Below are 16,084 nucleotides of genomic sequence, written 5' to 3' on the forward strand. Positions count from 1 at the left end.
AGACCATCAAGGCCGCCGGGGCCCTGCAGGCCGAAATCGAGGTGATGTGATGAGCGACCTGTCCGCCGCGCTCGCCTTGCCCACCAACCTGCTGACAGCCGGCGCTCCGCAGAGCCCCGAACAGCTCGCCAAGCGGGCGAACATCCGCAAGACCGCGGAGGACTTCGAGGCCTCGTTCCTGTCGATCATGCTCCAGGAGATGTTCGACGAGGTGGAGGTCGCAGCTCCCTTCGGCGGCGGCCAGGGCGAGCAGATGTTCAAGTCCTTCCTCTCCGACGCCATGGCCAAGCAGATGGTCAAGGGCGGCGGCGTCGGCCTGTCCGACACCGTCGCCAAGGAGATGCTGAAGTTGCAAGGCCTGGAGGAGTAGCCGATGGCCCTCGCCGCCCATGACGCCACCGATCGCGTCGACCAGCTGATCATCCTCACCGAGCGACTCACCGCCCTGCTGGTCGAGGAATGCCAGGCGTTCGAAACACGCCGCCCGCAGGACGTCGCCGGCCAGGTGGAGGAGACCCAACGGCTGGCCAACCTCTACCGCCACGAGTCCACCCGAGTGCGCGCCAACCCGGCCCTGGTCTCCGGCGCCCCGCTCGCCCAGCGCCAGCGGCTGATGCGGGCCACGGAGGCCTTCGACGCGGTCCTCGCCCGCCACGGCCGCGCGCTGCTGGCGGCCAAAACCATTACCGAGGGCCTCGTCCGCGCCATCGCCGAGGAAGTCGCCGACCAGCGCACCTCCGCCACCGCCTACGGGCCGAGCGCGACCCAGAGCTCGGCCAACGCCGCCACGGCGATCACGCTGAACAAGCGTGCCTGAGACCTCTCCGGCTTGCGGGAGAGGCTAGGGTGAGGGCGAGCCGGCGCAGCCGGCGAGTTCAAGTCGGCGCATACACCTGAGATAGCGCCCCCCACTCCACCCTACCCTCTCCCCCCACAAGCGCAGGGAGAGGTCATTCAAACGCTTGTTCACCGCGTGTTTCGGCGCCAAGCTGCACCCGCCGTCGGATGTGCCGGCGGCCTGCGTTCTCAGGGCGGGGTGAAACTCCCCACCGGCGGTAATGCCCTCCCTAGCTTCGGCGATGGTGGGACGAGCCCGCGGGCGCCTGGCGGCTTCGGCCGGCAGGGACGAGCAGACCCGGTGCGATCCCGGGGCCGACGGTCATAGTCCGGTTATGAGAACTGTCGTGCGCGCGGCCGGAGTCCGACTCCGCCTGCCCTGCGTCCGGCGTCTCCCTGAGTCGTGGTCTTCGAACCCAACCAGGGAACAGAACCATGACCCAAGTCGCCTACGAACTGCCCACCGCCACCGGCGCCTTCCGCGCCGCGCGCGTCGCCTTCGTCCACTCGCTGTGGCACGCCGACATCGTCAACGAATCCTACGTCGGGTTCGTCGACGAGATGGCCAAGCTCGGCTTCCGCCATGAGGCGATCGAGCGTTTCGAGCTGCCCGGCGTATTCGAGATCCCGCTGCACGCCAAGCTCTTGGCCCGCACCGGCCGGTTCGCCGCGGTGGTCGCCGCGGGCCTGGTGGTCGACGGCGGCATCTACCGCCACGACTTCGTCTCCGAGACGGTGGTGCGGGCGCTGATGCAGGTGCAGCTGGAGACCGACACGCCGGTCTTCTCCGTGGTGCTGACGCCGCATCACTTCCACGAACACGAGACGCACCGCCGCTTTTTCCGCGACCACTTCCGGATCAAGGGCGGGGAGGCGGCCCAGGCCTGCGCCCAGACGCTGGCCAGCCTGGGTCGGCTGCAGGCGGCGTGAGCGGCATGGAGACGCTCGCCTCACCTCCGCCGGGCTTTGCGCCGCATAAGCGCAAGAGCCCCCTCACCGAGCCCTGGGAGCCGATCTTCGCCCGCGAAAGCGAGCGGGCCCTGGTGCTGGGGCTGATCGCCGCCGAGGCCCACACCAACAGCCGCGGCTTCGTCCACGGCGGGCTGGTGACGGCCCTGGCCGACAACGCCATGGGCCTGTCCTGCGGGCGCGTGGTCGGCGGCGGCGCCAGCTTCGTGACCGTCAACATGGCCATCGACTTCCTGGCCACAGCCCGCATCGGCCAGTGGCTGGAGTTCGACACGGTGTTCGTGCGTCCGGGCGGGACGCTATGCTTCGCCCAGGCCTTCGTCACCGCCGACGGTGAGCCGTGCGCTCGCGCCAATGGCGTATTCCGGGTGGTGCGAAAAACCTGAGGACGAGTCGTCCCTGTGACAGTGAGGCAGTTGCTTCAGGTTGCAGCGTTCGCCAAGAGTCCCGTTCTTCGAGGACGGGGCGCTTGGACAAGGGACTAGTCATCACCGGCCCTGCCTTTCTCGCCGGCGGCGGCGAGATGGGCGAACGGATCCGGCGCCACGACTGGCGGACGACGCCGCTCGGGGCGCCGGAAGGCTGGCCGGCGGGTCTGAAGACGGCCATCGGCCTGATCCTGGCCGCCCGGCAGCCCATGATGATCTGGTGGGGCGATGCGCTCGTGCAGATCTACAACGACGGCTACGCCCACATCCTCGGGCCGCGGCACCCCGCCGCCCTCGGCCGCACTGCCGAAGACTCCTGGGCCGAGCGCTGGCCGCTGATCGAGCCTGCGGTGCGCCGGGCGCTGGCCGGTCACGGCGGCCCGGTGGGCGAGACCCAGGACCTGACGCCGCTCTACGATTCGGCTGCGCCCGGCGGGGTCGGCGGCGTGATGGCTATCCGCCGACCGACGCCGCCGCCGCCCTCGCGCGCCGACGCCATCATCGCCGCGATCAGCGAAGGCTGCGTGGTGCTCGACCGGGACCTGATCGTCATCGAGGTCAATCCAGAGCTCCTGCGGATGGACGGCCGGCCCGCGACGGAGATCCTCGGCCAGCGCTATTCCGAGGCCTGGCCGGCCCTGGTCGGCAGCCCGCTGGAAGCGGCCTACCGGCAGGTGCGCGAGACCTCGAGGCCGGTTTCGCTGCAGCACCACTACGTGGACGAGCGGCACGACGCCTGGCTGGACATCCGGCTCTATCCGGTGCCGGACGGGGTGGCCTTCCTGTTCCGCGACGTGACCAGCGCCAAGCAGGCGGCCGACGCCCTGCGCGAGAGCGAGGGCCGGCTGCGCCTGGCGCAGGAGGCCGGCCGCGTTGGGGCCTACGACTGGAATCTGGAGACGGGCGAACTCTACACCTCCGAGGTGGCCAAGCAGCTGTGGGGCATACCGCAGGACGCGGTCGTCACCATGGCCTACGCCGCCAGTCTCATCCATCCGGAGGACCGCCCCAACTCCATGGCCGCCGCGGGCCGGCCGCTGGACGAGATGGCCGGACAGGCCGAGTACCGGATCCTACGGGCCGACACCGGCGAGGTGCGCTGGATGTCGCGCCAGGTGGATATCGTCCGCGACGATGAGGGCCGGCCGGTCCGGGTGGTCGGGGCCCTGACCGACGTCACCGACCGCAAGCGGCTGACCGAACATCAGCAGCTGCTGATCAACGAGTTGAACCACCGGGTGAAGAACACCCTGGCCACGGTGCAGTCGATCCTCAACCAGACGCTGCGGCGGGGACATTCGCCTGAGGAGCTGAAGGCCCTGTTCACCAGCCGGCTGCTGGCCCTGTCGGCGGCCCATGACGTGCTCACCCGGGCGCACTGGGAGAGCGCGGCTCTGTGCGACATCGTCGCCGGCGCGCTGACCCCGTTCCAGGGGCCGGAGCTGCCGCGGGTGCGGATCGCCGGGCCACAGGTGCTGCTGGCGCCCAACGTCGCCCTGGCCATCGCCATGGCCCTGCACGAGCTGGCCACCAACGCGGCCAAGTACGGGGCGCTCTCCAACGCGGCGGGCGTGGTCGGCCTGGAGTGGACGGTGACGGGCGAGGACAAGCCGTCGCTGGAACTGGTCTGGCGCGAGCAGCATGGCCCCGTGGTCACCCCGCCCGCCACCCGCGGCTTCGGCTCGCGGCTGCTGCAGCACGGCCTGGCCGGCGAGCTCGGCTCTCCCGCCGAGATGGACTTCCGCCCCGAGGGCCTGGTCTGCCGGATGCGGACCGTCCACATCCTCGAGCCGGGCAACTAGAGCGCGATCTCCCGCTCGACGCCGACGGCGTCCAGAAAGTCGCGGTCGTGGCTGACCACCAGCAGGGCGCCGTCGTAGCCGGCCAGCGCGCTCTCCACCGCCTGGATGGAGTCCAGGTCCAGGTGGTTGGTCGGCTCGTCGAGGATCAGCAGCTGCGGCGGCTCAGCGCCCATCAGCACGCAGGCCAACGCGGCCCGCAGCCGCTCCCCCCCGCTGAGCGAGGCGACGGTCTTCTGGGCGGCCGTGTTGCGGAACAGGAAGCGGGCAAGGGCCGCGTGGGCCTCCTGGCGCCCAAGGCTGGGGTTGAGCCGCCGGAACGCCTCCAGGAGGGTCTCTTCCTCGCGCAGGATCGCCGTCTGCTGGTCCAGCAGGGCCGGCCTGACGCCGAGGCTGATCCGTCCAGCGGTCGGCGCCAGCTCACCCACGGCGAGGCGCAGCAGGGTCGTCTTGCCCGATCCGTTCGGACCGATGACCGCCACCCGCTCCGGGCCGACGATGCGGAAGGAGAGGTCCTGGATGAGGTGTGGGCCGCCGGGATGGCCGTAGGCGAGGCCGTCGAACGCCAGCACCGTCTTTCCCGCCGGCAGGCCGCTCGGCGGCAGATCGAACGCCAGGGCGCGGCGGACCTCCACCCTGGCGCGGGCGGCGGCGTGGTCGGCGGCGACGCTCTCCCGCTGGCGCTCGGCCAGCCGGCTGCCGCGGCCGGCGGTCTGCTCGGCCCGCTCGGCCCGGAAGTCGAGCAGCATCTTGGGGGCGTCGCCCTTGGCGCGGGCCCGCTTGCCCGCGGCGTCGCGCCGGGCCTGCCGCTCGCGCGCGGCCTGCGCCTGGCGCTCGACGGCGACCAGGGCCCGCTCGGCCGAGGCCAGCTCGCGGTCGGCGGCGGCCTCCTCCAGCGCCTTGCGCTCGGCGTAGGCGTCAAAGCCGCCGCCGTAAACTTTCGCGCCCAGCCCGGAGAGCTCGACGATGCGGTCCATCTGGCGCAACAGCGCCCGGTCGTGGCTGACCACCAGGGCGCCCCGCCGCCAGCCGGCCAGCAGGTCGGCCACGTAGCCGCGCGCGTCGGCGTCGAGGTTGTTGGTCGGCTCGTCGAGGACCAGCAGGTCCGGCTCGCGGGCGACGAGGCCTGCCAGCTGCGCACGGGTCGCCTCCCCGCCGCTCAGGCTGGCCGCAGGACGGGTCAGCTCCAGCCCCGGCAGGCTGAGCTCGGCCAGCGCCGCCTCCAGGCGGATCGGCAGCTCCCAGTCGGCTTCGGCGAGATCCTCGGCCGCCCCCTGCCCCGCCGTGATCCTGTTAAGGCGGGCGAGGTCGTCCGCCACGCCCAGCAGATCGGCGACGGTCGCGCCGGGCGGCGGCTGCAGCGCCTGGCGCAGCATGGCGATCCGGCCGTTGCGGACCACCGCCCCGGCGCTCGGCGCAAGCTCGCCCAGCGCCAGACGCAGCAGGCTCGTCTTGCCCGCGCCGTTCCGGCCGACAAGGCCCGTGCGCTCGGCCCCGAAGGCCAGCGTCAAGTCGTCGAAGAGGCTGCGGCCGTCAGGCGTGCGGTAGGAAAGGCCGTCGAGAGTGAGATAGGCGGGCATCTGAAACCATGGGCGCGTGGGCGTGCGGGACGGAGCGGAAGATCGTCGCGCTTTCCATGGTCTGGCCTCCTCGATCGGAAAGGCCGATATAACGGAAGCCGCCGGGCCACGTAACCCTGCGGCCGAAGAACACAGGTTTGTTCCCCTTGTGTTCCCGTGTTATGAGTGAGTCCCTGATCCTACATTAACGAATTCCTCGCCGGGCCGGCGGGAGTGAGCGTTCCCGGGACATCATGGCTGATCAACTGAACTCGATCCGGGTGCGCGGCGCCCGCGAGCACAATCTCAAGGACGTCAACGTCGACATCCCGCGGGGCGAGCTCGTGGTGCTCACCGGCCTGTCGGGCTCGGGCAAGAGCTCGCTGGCCTTCGACACCATCTACGCCGAGGGTCAGCGGCGTTATGTGGAGAGCTTGTCGGCCTACGCCCGCCAGTTCCTGGAGCTGATGAGCAAGCCGGACGTGGACCTGATCGAGGGTCTGTCGCCGGCCATCTCCATCGAGCAGAAGACCACCAGCCGCAACCCGCGCTCCACGGTCGGCACGGTCACCGAGATCCACGACTACATGCGCCTGCTGTGGGCGCGGGTGGGCGTACCCTATTCGCCAGCCACCGGCCTGCCGATCGAGAGCCAGACCGTCAGCCAGATGGTCGACAAGCTGACAGCCCTGCCGGAGGGCACGCGGCTCTATCTGCTCGCCCCCGTCGTTCGCCGCCGCAAGGGCGAGTACCGCAAGGAGATGGCCGACTGGCAGAAGCAGGGCTTCCAGCGGCTTAAGATCGACGGCGAGTTCTACCCCATCGAGGACGCCCCGGCCCTCGACAAGAAGTTCAACCACGATATCGACGTGGTGGTGGACCGGCTCGTCACCCGCGAGGGGCTGGAGACCCGCTACGCCGACTCCATCGAGCAGGCGCTGCGGCTGGCCGACGGCATCGCCGTGGCCGAATGGGCCGACGTCGAGGAAGGCCAGACCGAGCCCAAGCGGATCATCTTCTCCGAGAAGTTCGCCTGTCCGGTCTCCGGCTTCACCATCAGCGAGATCGAGCCGCGGCTGTTCTCGTTCAACAACCCGCACGGCGCCTGCCCGGTGTGCGACGGCCTGGGCGCGAAACTCGCGTTCGACCCGGACATGGTGGTGCCGGACAAGGACCGCACCCTGCACAAGGGCGCCATCGCCCCCTGGAGCAAGGGCCCCTCGCCGCTCTACACCCAGACCCTGCAGGCGCTCTCGCGCCACTACGGCTTCTCCATGGACGAGCCGTGGTGGAAGCTGCCGGACGCGGCCAAGCAGGTGATCCTGCACGGCTCGGGCGGCGAGAAGATCAAGTTCACCTACGACGACAACGCCCGGAAGTACGAGGTCAACAAGACCTTCGAAGGCGTGCTGCCGAACCTCGAGCGCCGCTGGCGCGAGACCGACAGCGCCTGGGTGCGCGAGGAGCTGGGCCGGTTCCAGTCGCAGATCCCCTGCGAGGCCTGCGGCGGCCAGCGGCTGAAGCCCGAGGCGCTGGCGGTGAAGATCGCCGGGAAGAACATCTCGGAGATATCCGGCCTTTCCATCAAGCACGCCCGCGAGTGGTTCGAAGCCCTCGACGGCCAGCTCACCGACAAGCAGATGGAGATCGCCCGGCGGATCCTGAAGGAGATCAACGACCGGCTGCGGTTCCTGGTGGACGTGGGCCTGGACTACCTGAACCTCTCCCGCGGCTCGGGCACTCTGTCCGGCGGCGAGAGCCAGCGCATCCGGCTGGCCAGCCAGATCGGCTCGGGCCTGACCGGCGTGCTCTACGTGCTCGACGAGCCCTCCATCGGCCTGCACCAACGCGACAACAGCCGGCTGCTGCACAGCCTGCGCGGCCTGCGCGACCTGGGCAATTCGGTGCTGGTCGTGGAGCACGACGAGGAGGCGATCCTCACCGCCGACTATGTGATCGACATGGGCCCGGCGGCCGGCGTGCACGGCGGCGAGGTGGTGGCCGAGGGCAAGCCCGAGGACATCATGAAGAGCCCGCGCAGCCTGACGGGGCAGTACCTGTCCGGCGCGCGCGAGATCGAGGTGCCTCAGGACCGGCGGCCGATCTCCAAGAAGAAGGTGCTGCGCATCGTCGGCGCCACCGGCAACAACCTGAAGGGCGTCACCGCCGAGATCCCCGTCGGGACCTTCACCTGCATCACCGGCGTCTCCGGCGGCGGCAAGTCCACCTTCACCATCGAGACCCTCTACAAGGCCGCCGCCCGCCGACTGCACAACGCCGCCGACGCGCCGGCCCCGCACGACCGGATCGAGGGCCTGGAGAACTTCGACAAGGTCATCGACATCGACCAGTCGCCGATCGGCCGCACGCCCAGGTCCAACCCGGCCACCTACACCGGCGCCTTCCAGCCGATCCGCGACTGGTTCGCCGGCCTGCCGGAGTCCAAGGCTCGCGGCTATGGGCCTGGCCGGTTCAGCTTCAACGTGAAGGGCGGCCGCTGCGAGGCCTGCCAGGGCGACGGCGTCATCAAGATCGAGATGCACTTCCTGCCCGACGTTTACGTCACCTGCGACGTCTGCAAGGGCCACCGCTACAACCGCGAGACGCTGGAGATCGTCTTCAAGGGCAAGTCCATCGCGGACGTGCTGGACATGACCGTCGAGGAGGCCGCCACCTTCTTCAAGGCGGTGCCGCCGATCCGCGAGAAGATGGAGACCCTCAAGCGGGTCGGCCTCGGCTACATCAAGGTCGGCCAGCAGGCGACGACCCTGTCCGGCGGCGAGGCTCAGCGGGTCAAATTGTCCAAGGAGCTCTCGCGGCGGGCGACGGGCCGCACGCTCTACATCCTCGACGAGCCGACCACCGGCCTTCACTTCGAGGACGTGAAGAAGCTGCTCGAGGTGCTCCACGAGCTGGTCGACGCTGGCAACACCGTGGTCGTCATCGAGCACAACCTCGACGTCGTGAAGACCGCCGACTGGCTGATCGACTTCGGCCCCGAAGGCGGCGACGGCGGCGGCGAAGTGGTCGCCACCGGGAGCCCCGAAAAGGTCGCCGCCGACCCCCGCAGCTGGACCGGCCGGTATCTCGCCGAGCTGCTGGAGCGGCATCGCCAGCGCCGCGGTGAGCGGCGGTTGACGGCCTAGCGCCGCTAGATGCTCCCCCACAGGCGGGAGCTGTGGCGAAGCGACTGAGGGGGTTCAAGCCCAGCGACTTAGATCAGGGACAGAGCCCCTGCCTCGGCGCGTGTGAACCCCCTCCACCGCGCGGTCCCCCTCCCACTGCGGTGGAGGATCCCTTTCCGAACAGGGTTCGGCCGCCTAAGCGTGGCGGCTCCACCCATCGGAGATCCCCATGAAGCTCTACGGCGCGCCCTACCCTGCTCCGAACCCGCGGCGGGTGCGGATCTTCCTGGCGGAGAAGGGCATCAACCTTGCCGAGACGGCGGTCGACATGGGCAAGCGGGAGCACAAGAGCGCCGAGCACCGGGCCCGCAACAGCCTGGGCCAGCTGCCGACGCTGGAGCTGGACGACGGGACGGCCATCTCCGAGACGGTCGCCATCTGCCGCTACTTCGAGGAGGTGCAGCCGGACCCGCCGCTGTTCGGCCGCACGCCGGTGGAGAAGGCGCAGGTGGAGATGTGGATCCGGCGGGCCGAGTTCGTGCTGATGCAGCCGGTGGGCAACTACTGGCGCCACGCCCACCCCTACACGGCCGTCCTGCTGACCCAGTTCAAGGACTTCGGGGAATCCAACCGCGAGACCTATGCGGGCGCGCTGAAGTGGTTCGACCGCGAGCTGGCGGACCGGCCCTTCGTGACGGGGGATCAGTACACTATGGCCGACATCTGCGCTCTGACGACCGTGGACTTCGCCAAATGGATCGGCCTGCCCGTTCCCGAGGAGCACGCAAACGTGCTGGCCTGGCGCGAGCGCGTCGGCTCGCGGCCGAGCGCCCTGGCCTAGGTCGGAGCAGGCTCGGCGCCTGCGGGCGGGACGGCCGGGACCTCGTCCTCCGGCCCGCTGAGCGCCTGGTAGGCGATGGCGAACGGCGCGAAGATCATCACCACCTGTAGGGTCGGCACCAGCAGCTGGATGGCCACCGATACCAGCAGGGCGATGACCGTGCCGATGCTGGGCGGGCCCTCGCTGGCCACCACGTCCGCCCCGCCGGAGAGGCCGACGATAACCACGCCCAGGAAGGTCACCAGCAGCCAGACCATCACGTAGAAGATCACCGCCAGCACGGCCATGCCGAGCAGCGGCCAGAACCGGCCGCGGGTCAGCCGCCAGGTCCGCACGAGCGATATGCGGTGCTCGGCGAAGGTCACCGGGGTCGCCAGGCACAGCCGCACCCCCACCCAGAACATCACCCCGACCAGCGCCAGGGCGGCGACCGCCAGCACCGGCCCGCCGACGCCGCTCATCGCCCCCAGGATCAGCATGTTGATGGGGATCACGAACGCCATGAGGATCAGGAACAGCAGCATGTGCACCGCCGCCAGCCGCACCTCGTCGGCGCCGATGCGCAGATAAGCCAGGCTGCGCTCCTCCGGCCGCAGGATCGAGCGGTAGACCGCAGCCGTCAGGATGCCCATCAGCAGCATGGCCAGCAGCAGCACCAGGATGAAGGCCGGCCAGGAGTTGGCCAGCTGTTCGGCGAAGGCCTCGCTGCTGCCGGACTCCAGCCCGCCGTTCTGGATGAATTCGATGAAGGTTGGCCCGAGCACCGCGGCCATCACCAGGGCGATGGCCATGATCCCGAGGAAGTAGACTCCGCACCAGGCAAGGATCGCAGCCGGATGCCGCCGCACCAGGCGGAAGCCTTCCAGCGCCGCTTCGCTGGCCGAGAACTGGCTCATCGTGTTCCTCGGGCCGAACTCTTCAGATCAACGAGTCGGCCGCCCCTTTGGCTGCAAATTAGGGGCATGCCCGCGGCCCGCAAGGCCCCGCTCGCGATTGCGCCGGATCGTTGCTAGGAAGCGCCAATGACCACAGCACCCATCCACGTCGTCGGCGGCGGCCTGGCCGGTTCGGAGGCCGCCTGGCAGATCGCCCAGGCCGGGGTTCCGGTCGTGATCCACGAGATGCGCCCCGTCCGCGGCACGCCCGCCCACCAGACCGACAAGCTGGCCGAGCTCGTCTGCTCCAACTCCTTCCGCGCCGACGACTGGGCCGGCAACGCGGTGGGCCTGCTGCACGCCGAGATGCGCAAGCTGGGCTCGATCATCATGGCCAGCGGCGATGCGCACCAGGTGCCGGCCGGCGGCGCCCTCGCGGTGGACCGCGAGGGCTTCTCGGCGGCGGTGACGGAACGCCTGCTGGCCCACCCGCTGATCACCGTGGCGCGCGAGGAGGTGGCGGGCCTGCCGCCAGTCGAGTGGGACAACGTGATCGTCGCCACCGGCCCGCTCACCTCCCCGGCCCTGTCGGAGGCGATCCTGGAGCTGACCGGCGAGGGCCAACTAGCCTTCTTCGACGCCATCGCCCCGATCGTTCACCTAGAGAGCATCGACATGGACGTCGCCTGGCGGCAGTCGCGCTACGACAAGGAAGGCCCGGGCGGCGATGCGGCCGCCTACATCAACTGCCCGATGACCCGCGAGCAGTACGACGCCTTCATCGACGCCCTGCTGGCCGGCGAGAAGAGCGAGTTCAAGGACTGGGAACAGGTCCCCTACTTCGACGGCTGCCTGCCCATCGAGGTGATGGCCGAGCGTGGCCGCGAGACCCTGCGCCACGGGCCGATGAAGCCGGTGGGGCTGACCAACCTCCACAAGCCGGACGAAAAGCCCTGGGCCGTCGTCCAGCTGCGCCAGGACAATGCGCTGGGCACACTCTGGAACATGGTCGGCTTCCAAACCAAGCTGAAGCACGGCGCCCAGACCGAGATCTTCCGCACCATCCCGGGGCTGGAGAAGGCGGTGTTCGCCAGGCTCGGCGGCCTGCACCGCAACACCTTCATCAACAGTCCGCGCCTGCTGGACCGGCAGCTTCGGATGAAGGCCCAGCCGCGGCTGCGGTTTGCCGGTCAGGTGACCGGCGTCGAGGGCTATGTGGAGAGCGCGGCCGTTGGCCTGCTGGCCGGCCGTTTCGCCGCCGCCGAGCGGCTGGTCCGGCCCATCGAGCCGCCGCCGGTCACCACGGCGCTGGGAGCCCTGATCGGCCACATCACCGGCGGGCACCTGGACGCCGGCGCCGGCTCCTTCCAGCCGATGAACATCAACTACGGCCTCTTGCCGCCGGTCGCGCCCCCGAAGCGCGCCGAGGACGGCCGCCGCCTTGGCGCCAAAGAGAAGACCCGCATCAAGAAGCGGCTGGTCGGCGAGCGGGCGCTGGCGGATATCGAGACGTGGGTCGGCGGCGCGAGCGCGCTGGCGGCCGAATAACACGATCCCGGCGGGCGCCGGGATGATCGGGTTTAGATATGTCCCCTCGCGACCGCCCAGGTCAGGCGAATCCGCTTGCCGAGGTCGGAGAGCTCCTTGCGGTCCGCGTAGGCGCGGGCGAACGCGGCGTGGGCCACGGCCGGGAACGCCGCCGGGCTCACGGGCGCCGAGCGCGCGTCCTTCAGGGCCAGGGCCACGGCTTCGGTCAGGTGGGGGCCGGCGCCGTTGCGTTCCATGACCGAGAGCGCCCAGGCCTGGCCGGCGGCTCTAGGGGCGGCGGGGTCCTGGACCGGATCGAGCAGGCGGGCGGCGGCGGCGGCGGCCTGGCCGGCGGTGGCCTCGGCCCACGCGATGGCTTCAGCGGTGCTCATCGGGGCGCGGTCGAGCTCGCGGTAGCGGCCCTGGATCATCGCCTCCAGCGGCGCCCGCGGCAGGTCGTGGCGGCGCACGGCGCGCGCCAGGGCCTCGGCGGTGGGATGCCGGCGGACTGGCCGGCCCTCGAAGATCTCCTCCAGAACCTCTCCCCACCAGGTCAGGCGGATCTCGCCGAGCAGCGGCTCGGAGGCCACCTTCGGGGCGCGGGCGAGCTCGTGGTCAAACGCGTAGAGGGCGATCACGTCAACGCGGGCGGACTCATCGGCGATGAACCGGCTGGACAGCCAGCGGTCCGGGTCCACCCGGCGGATCAGCGCGTCGAGGTCGTCGTAGTTCATGGCGGCCTCATAGCAAAAGGCCCGCCGGTGTGGCGGGCCTTTCCTCAGCTATGGCCGCAAGGCTCAGCCGAACATGGTCTGCTGCATGGTCATACTGACCAGCATGGGCAGCGACAGCAGAAGATTGGTCCGGGAGAACAGCATGGCCGTCCGCGCCGAGCGGGCCTTGGTCTCGTCGTCCGCAGGTACGATGCCAAGGGCGCGCTTCTGGTTCGGCCAGATGAAGCCCCAGACGTTGATGAACATGACGATCGCCAGCCAGACGCCAACGCCCATCAGCACGTACCCGGGCTCGAAGCCCTCCGTGGCGCCAACGCTCAGCACGCCAATCGCGTATTCGGTGCCGCGGGCGAAGGCCAGCAGGATGCCTGCGAGGACCGTGAACAGCGCCGCCCAGCGGAACCAGAACAGCGCCTCCGGCGCGATGTACTTGGAGACCGCCGGCTTAAGCTCGGCCGGGATGTCGGGCATCTTCCGGATCTGGACGAAGTTGAAATAGTAGAGCAGCCCGATCCACAGGATGCCGAAGACGACGTGCACCCAGCGCAGCACCGCCTGCCAGAAGGCGAGATCGAACTGCTGTGGGGACCCAGCCCCGTAAGCGAAGATCATGATCAGCGCCAGCACCAGGCTGACAATGATGGTGGTTCGGAAGTTCGCGAGAATTCCGGCCATAGGAAGCCCTTTCCATTCCTGCCCTGAGCCCAGGTATAGGGGCGTTTCGTCGCAGCGGTAAAGCTTCAACGGCCTAGCCGCGGCCTTAGTTGCCGGAGACCGACTCCACGCGACCGAACACGGCCTCAAGGCGGGAGCAGAGCTCGGCGGGCAGCGGCGGGTCCAGGATCGAGCGTACGTTCTGCCTCAAATGCTCGCCGCTTCCGGTGCCGGTGAGGATAACGTTCGTCCCCGGCTCGTGGCGGCAGAAGCGATAGGCGGCCTGGACGACCGACTCCACGTCCGGGTGGCTCGCCAGGAAATCGAGGGGATCGTCAGGGTTCAGCGCGCCGCGGTCCACCTCCCCGCTTTCCACCAGCTTCGTCGCCACTTCGCGCAGGGCCGCCGGGTCGCTGAGGGCTCTGCGGACTGCGAACATGATCAGCGTTCCGACGTCGTGCTGCATGGTCAGCGGGAAGACGCGCCGGCGGGCGGACGGATTGAGCAGGTTGAATCCGACCATCACCACGTCGAACAGACCGTCCGGCACGGCGCGGGCCAAGGTCTCGTGGCGGGTGTCCCGCCCGAACTGTTCGGTGAGGCCCAGGTACCGGATCTTCCCGGCGGCCTGCTGGCGCTTCAGCTCGGGGACCAGGACCTCGGCGCAGTGCTGGTAGTGGGCGGGTTGGACGCCGTGGAGGTTGAAGAGGTCGACGCGGTCGGTCTGCAGCCGGCGCAGCGACAGCTCCAGGCTCTCGGTCAGTTCCTCGGGCGAGATTAGCTCGTCCCGGCCGACGCCGCCGCGGGTGGGTGCGGCCTTGGTGGAGATGAACACCTGGTCCCTGCGACCCTGCACTCCGAGCCCCACGGCCTCCTCGGTGCCGTAGGCCCGGGCCGTGTCGATGAAGGTGATCCCAAGGTCGAGGGCCAGGCGGACGATCCCGGCCGCGTCTGCGGCGCTGGCGCCGCGGGCCATACCCAGCCGGCTGTGGCCGCCGCAGCCGAGCCCGGCGACGCTGACCTCCACGCCCGTCCGCCCTAGCCGCACCGTCTGCATCGGCTTCTCCCGCTAGGTGGTCACACCGCAATCAGGGCCGCAGCGACCCGCCGTCCCTCGGACGTCAGGACATTGTACATGCGGGCCGCGGCCGGCGTGTCCATGAACTCCAGGCCCAGGCCCGCGGCGCGCACCGCGTCACGTACTTCGCGGGGCGGTAGGGCGTTCCTCGGGCCCATGCCGATCAGCACAAACTCGGCGGCTTGCGGCCCGGCTTCGATCACCTGCGCCAGGGACTGGGCGGTCAGTTCGGCCGGGCTGCCCACCGGCCAGTCGAGCGCCTCGTCGTCCAGGATCAGCACGGACCCCGGACGCCATTCGCCGGACAGGCGGAAACCGCCCTCGCCGTAGGCGTCGACGCTCGGCGCGTTGCGGGCCAACGCGGGAGCCTAAGGCCGGGCGCTGGCCGGCCGGATCGGCTCGGCCTCTTCCTCGCCGCGCTTCACGCCCCACAGCAGGATCACCGGAGCGGCGACGTAGATCGACGAATAGGTGCCGATGATGATCCCGAAGATCATGATGATCGAGAAGGCGAACAGGGTCGGCCCGCCGAAGATCGCCAGGCCGAGCAGCGCCAGGATGCCGGTCGAGCCGGTGATCACGGTGCGCGACAGGGTCTCGTTGATCGACAGGTCGATGATTTCGGCGAGCGGCATCCGCTTGTACTTGCGCAGGTTCTCCCGGAACCGGTCGAACACGACGACGGTGTCGTTCATCGAATAGCCGATTATGGTCAGGATGGCGGCGATGCTGGTCAGGCTGAACTCCAGGTCCAGCAGGGCGATCAGGCCGAAGGTCAGGATAACGTCGTGGAACAGGCCTACGACCGCGCCGAGGCCGAACTGCAGCTCGAACCGGAACCAGATGTAGATCAGCATCAGCACGATCGCGAGGCCGAGCGCCATCATGCCGGCCTGGAAAAGCTCGCCGGAGACCTTGGCCCCGATGCTGTCGCCGCGCTGGAAGGTGACGTCGCCCAGGGCCCGCGTCAGGTCGGCGCGCACGGCGGCGACGGCGGCGTCCGGCGTCACGCCCTCAGGGTTCTCGAAGCGGACGACGGCCGAGGTGGGGGAGCCGAACTCCTGCACCTGCACGTCGCCCAGTCCCTTGCCGGCCAGCGTCTGGCGGACGAGGCCGAGGTCAACGGGCTTGGGCGCGGTGGAGAACTCCAGGACCGTGCCGCCCTTGAAGTCGATGCCGCAGTTCAGGCCGCCGCAGGGCGGCTCAAACGGCAGGGCCGCGAGCAGCAGGGAGCCGATCAAGCCGACGATGGAGAGCACCGCCGCGATTTTGGAGAAGGCGACGAACCGGAAGTTGGTCTTGGCCGGGAGAAGCTTGATCAGAGGCCACATGGCGGATCAGGGCTCCTAAACGATCGGCAGCGTCTTGGGCCGGACGGACCGGAACCACAAGGCGAGCAGGACCTGGGTGACGTAGACGGCGGTGAACACCGAGGTGACCACCCCGATCGACAGGGTCACGGCGAACCCCTTCACCGCCCCGGACCCCAGGGCGAACATGATGAGAGCCGCCAGCAGAGTTGTGATGTTGGCGTCCAGGATGGTGGTCATGGCCCGCGCGAAGCCCGCGTCCATGGCGGTGATCACCGACCGGCCCGTCCGTACTTCGTCCCGCATCCGCTCGTAAATCAGCACGTTGGCGTCGACCGCCACCGCCAG

At 69.7% G+C, this 16,084-nt stretch carries 16 protein-coding genes and 1 riboswitch; of the genes, 8 read left to right on the top strand and 8 right to left on the bottom strand.

Features of this window, described 5'->3' with window-relative positions:
- Positions 1-49 precede the first annotated feature (49 nt).
- The 5 genes from VHK87_RS10645 (at position 50) to VHK87_RS10665 (ending at position 4,036) form a co-directional block, all read left to right on the top strand.
- Positions 50-370: a rod-binding protein gene (locus VHK87_RS10645; RefSeq protein WP_329634874.1), complete on the top strand. Its 321-nt coding sequence runs from the start codon at positions 50-52 to the stop codon at positions 368-370.
- A gap of 3 nt (positions 371-373) precedes the next feature.
- The gene (locus VHK87_RS10650) at positions 374-817 is read left to right on the top strand and encodes a flagellar basal body protein (protein WP_329634875.1); all 444 of its coding nucleotides are present in this window, start codon (positions 374-376) and stop codon (positions 815-817) included.
- A 201-nt stretch (positions 818-1,018) separates the two neighbouring features.
- A riboswitch (FMN riboswitch) is annotated at positions 1,019-1,184 on the top strand.
- 88 nt (positions 1,185-1,272) lie between these two features.
- Positions 1,273-1,767 (top strand): 6,7-dimethyl-8-ribityllumazine synthase, encoded by a 495-nt coding sequence (locus tag VHK87_RS10655; RefSeq protein WP_329634876.1) that lies wholly within the window; start codon positions 1,273-1,275, stop codon positions 1,765-1,767.
- Positions 1,768-1,772: 5 nt separating this feature from the next.
- Positions 1,773-2,192, top strand: a complete 420-nt coding sequence (locus VHK87_RS10660; RefSeq protein WP_329634877.1) for a PaaI family thioesterase — start codon at positions 1,773-1,775, stop codon at positions 2,190-2,192.
- A gap of 83 nt (positions 2,193-2,275) precedes the next feature.
- Positions 2,276-4,036, top strand: a complete 1,761-nt coding sequence (locus tag VHK87_RS10665) for a sensor histidine kinase (RefSeq protein WP_329634878.1) — start codon at positions 2,276-2,278, stop codon at positions 4,034-4,036.
- On the opposite strand, the gene VHK87_RS10670 is transcribed toward VHK87_RS10665, so the two are convergent.
- Positions 4,033-5,613 (bottom strand): ABC-F family ATP-binding cassette domain-containing protein, encoded by a 1,581-nt coding sequence (locus tag VHK87_RS10670; protein ID WP_329634879.1) that lies wholly within the window; start codon positions 5,611-5,613, stop codon positions 4,033-4,035. The two genes, VHK87_RS10665 and VHK87_RS10670, sit on opposite strands and share 4 nt — an antisense overlap.
- A 233-nt stretch (positions 5,614-5,846) precedes the next feature.
- Between VHK87_RS10670 and uvrA the strand changes: the two genes are divergently transcribed.
- Both uvrA and VHK87_RS10680 read left to right on the top strand, forming a co-directional pair.
- Positions 5,847-8,738, top strand: a complete 2,892-nt coding sequence (uvrA, locus tag VHK87_RS10675; RefSeq protein WP_329634880.1) for an excinuclease ABC subunit UvrA — start codon at positions 5,847-5,849, stop codon at positions 8,736-8,738.
- A gap of 208 nt (positions 8,739-8,946) precedes the next feature.
- Complete coding sequence (locus tag VHK87_RS10680; protein WP_329634881.1) at positions 8,947-9,558, top strand: glutathione S-transferase; 612 nt, start codon at positions 8,947-8,949, stop codon at positions 9,556-9,558.
- On the opposite strand, the gene VHK87_RS10685 is transcribed toward VHK87_RS10680, so the two are convergent.
- Entirely contained in the window at positions 9,555-10,454 is a 900-nt protein-coding gene (locus VHK87_RS10685) for a hypothetical protein (RefSeq protein WP_329634882.1), read from the bottom strand. The two genes, VHK87_RS10680 and VHK87_RS10685, sit on opposite strands and share 4 nt — an antisense overlap.
- A gap of 126 nt (positions 10,455-10,580) precedes the next feature.
- Between VHK87_RS10685 and trmFO the strand changes: the two genes are divergently transcribed.
- Complete coding sequence (gene trmFO / locus VHK87_RS10690; protein WP_329634883.1) at positions 10,581-11,981, top strand: methylenetetrahydrofolate--tRNA-(uracil(54)-C(5))-methyltransferase (FADH(2)-oxidizing) TrmFO; 1,401 nt, start codon at positions 10,581-10,583, stop codon at positions 11,979-11,981.
- Between the two features lie 32 nt (positions 11,982-12,013).
- Here trmFO and VHK87_RS10695 read toward each other — a convergent pair whose 3' ends face one another.
- From VHK87_RS10695 to VHK87_RS10720, 6 genes are all read right to left on the bottom strand, one after another.
- Entirely contained in the window at positions 12,014-12,694 is a 681-nt protein-coding gene (locus VHK87_RS10695) for a squalene/phytoene synthase family protein (RefSeq protein WP_329634884.1), read from the bottom strand.
- A gap of 63 nt (positions 12,695-12,757) precedes the next feature.
- The gene (locus VHK87_RS10700; protein WP_329634885.1) at positions 12,758-13,369 is read right to left on the bottom strand and encodes a hypothetical protein; all 612 of its coding nucleotides are present in this window, start codon (positions 13,367-13,369) and stop codon (positions 12,758-12,760) included.
- 85 nt (positions 13,370-13,454) lie between these two features.
- On the bottom strand, positions 13,455-14,405 hold the full coding sequence (locus VHK87_RS10705; protein WP_329634886.1) for an aldo/keto reductase: 951 nt from the start codon (positions 14,403-14,405) through the stop codon (positions 13,455-13,457).
- 20 nt (positions 14,406-14,425) lie between these two features.
- Positions 14,426-14,785, bottom strand: coding sequence for an Mth938-like domain-containing protein (locus VHK87_RS10710; protein ID WP_329634887.1), 360 nt, complete (start codon positions 14,783-14,785; stop codon positions 14,426-14,428).
- Positions 14,786-14,794: 9 nt separating this feature from the next.
- Positions 14,795-15,757 carry a protein translocase subunit SecF gene (gene secF, locus VHK87_RS10715; protein WP_329634888.1) on the bottom strand — a complete coding sequence of 321 codons (963 nt, stop codon included), beginning with the start codon at positions 15,755-15,757 and terminating at the stop codon, positions 14,795-14,797.
- Positions 15,758-15,772: 15 nt separating this feature from the next.
- Positions 15,773-16,084 (bottom strand): MMPL family transporter (locus VHK87_RS10720; protein ID WP_329634889.1); only part of this gene is annotated, 312 nt, incomplete at its 5' end.

Source organism: Phenylobacterium sp., assembly GCF_036263695.1.
GTDB lineage: Bacteria > Pseudomonadota > Alphaproteobacteria > Caulobacterales > Caulobacteraceae > Phenylobacterium.

Coding starts and splice junctions, on each gene's coding strand:
- VHK87_RS10645 (WP_329634874.1), top strand. CDS start 50: ATGAGCGACCTGTCCGCCGCGCTCGCCTTGCCCACCAACCTGCTGACA.
- VHK87_RS10650 (WP_329634875.1), top strand. CDS start 374: ATGGCCCTCGCCGCCCATGACGCCACCGATCGCGTCGACCAGCTGATC.
- VHK87_RS10655 (WP_329634876.1), top strand. CDS start 1,273: ATGACCCAAGTCGCCTACGAACTGCCCACCGCCACCGGCGCCTTCCGC.
- VHK87_RS10660 (WP_329634877.1), top strand. CDS start 1,773: ATGGAGACGCTCGCCTCACCTCCGCCGGGCTTTGCGCCGCATAAGCGC.
- VHK87_RS10670 (WP_329634879.1), bottom strand. CDS start 5,613: ATGCCCGCCTATCTCACTCTCGACGGCCTTTCCTACCGCACGCCTGAC.
- uvrA (WP_329634880.1), top strand. CDS start 5,847: ATGGCTGATCAACTGAACTCGATCCGGGTGCGCGGCGCCCGCGAGCAC.
- VHK87_RS10680 (WP_329634881.1), top strand. CDS start 8,947: ATGAAGCTCTACGGCGCGCCCTACCCTGCTCCGAACCCGCGGCGGGTG.
- VHK87_RS10685 (WP_329634882.1), bottom strand. CDS start 10,454: ATGAGCCAGTTCTCGGCCAGCGAAGCGGCGCTGGAAGGCTTCCGCCTG.
- trmFO (WP_329634883.1), top strand. CDS start 10,581: ATGACCACAGCACCCATCCACGTCGTCGGCGGCGGCCTGGCCGGTTCG.
- VHK87_RS10695 (WP_329634884.1), bottom strand. CDS start 12,694: ATGAACTACGACGACCTCGACGCGCTGATCCGCCGGGTGGACCCGGAC.
- VHK87_RS10700 (WP_329634885.1), bottom strand. CDS start 13,369: ATGGCCGGAATTCTCGCGAACTTCCGAACCACCATCATTGTCAGCCTG.
- VHK87_RS10705 (WP_329634886.1), bottom strand. CDS start 14,405: ATGCAGACGGTGCGGCTAGGGCGGACGGGCGTGGAGGTCAGCGTCGCC.
- secF (WP_329634888.1), bottom strand. CDS start 15,757: ATGTGGCCTCTGATCAAGCTTCTCCCGGCCAAGACCAACTTCCGGTTC.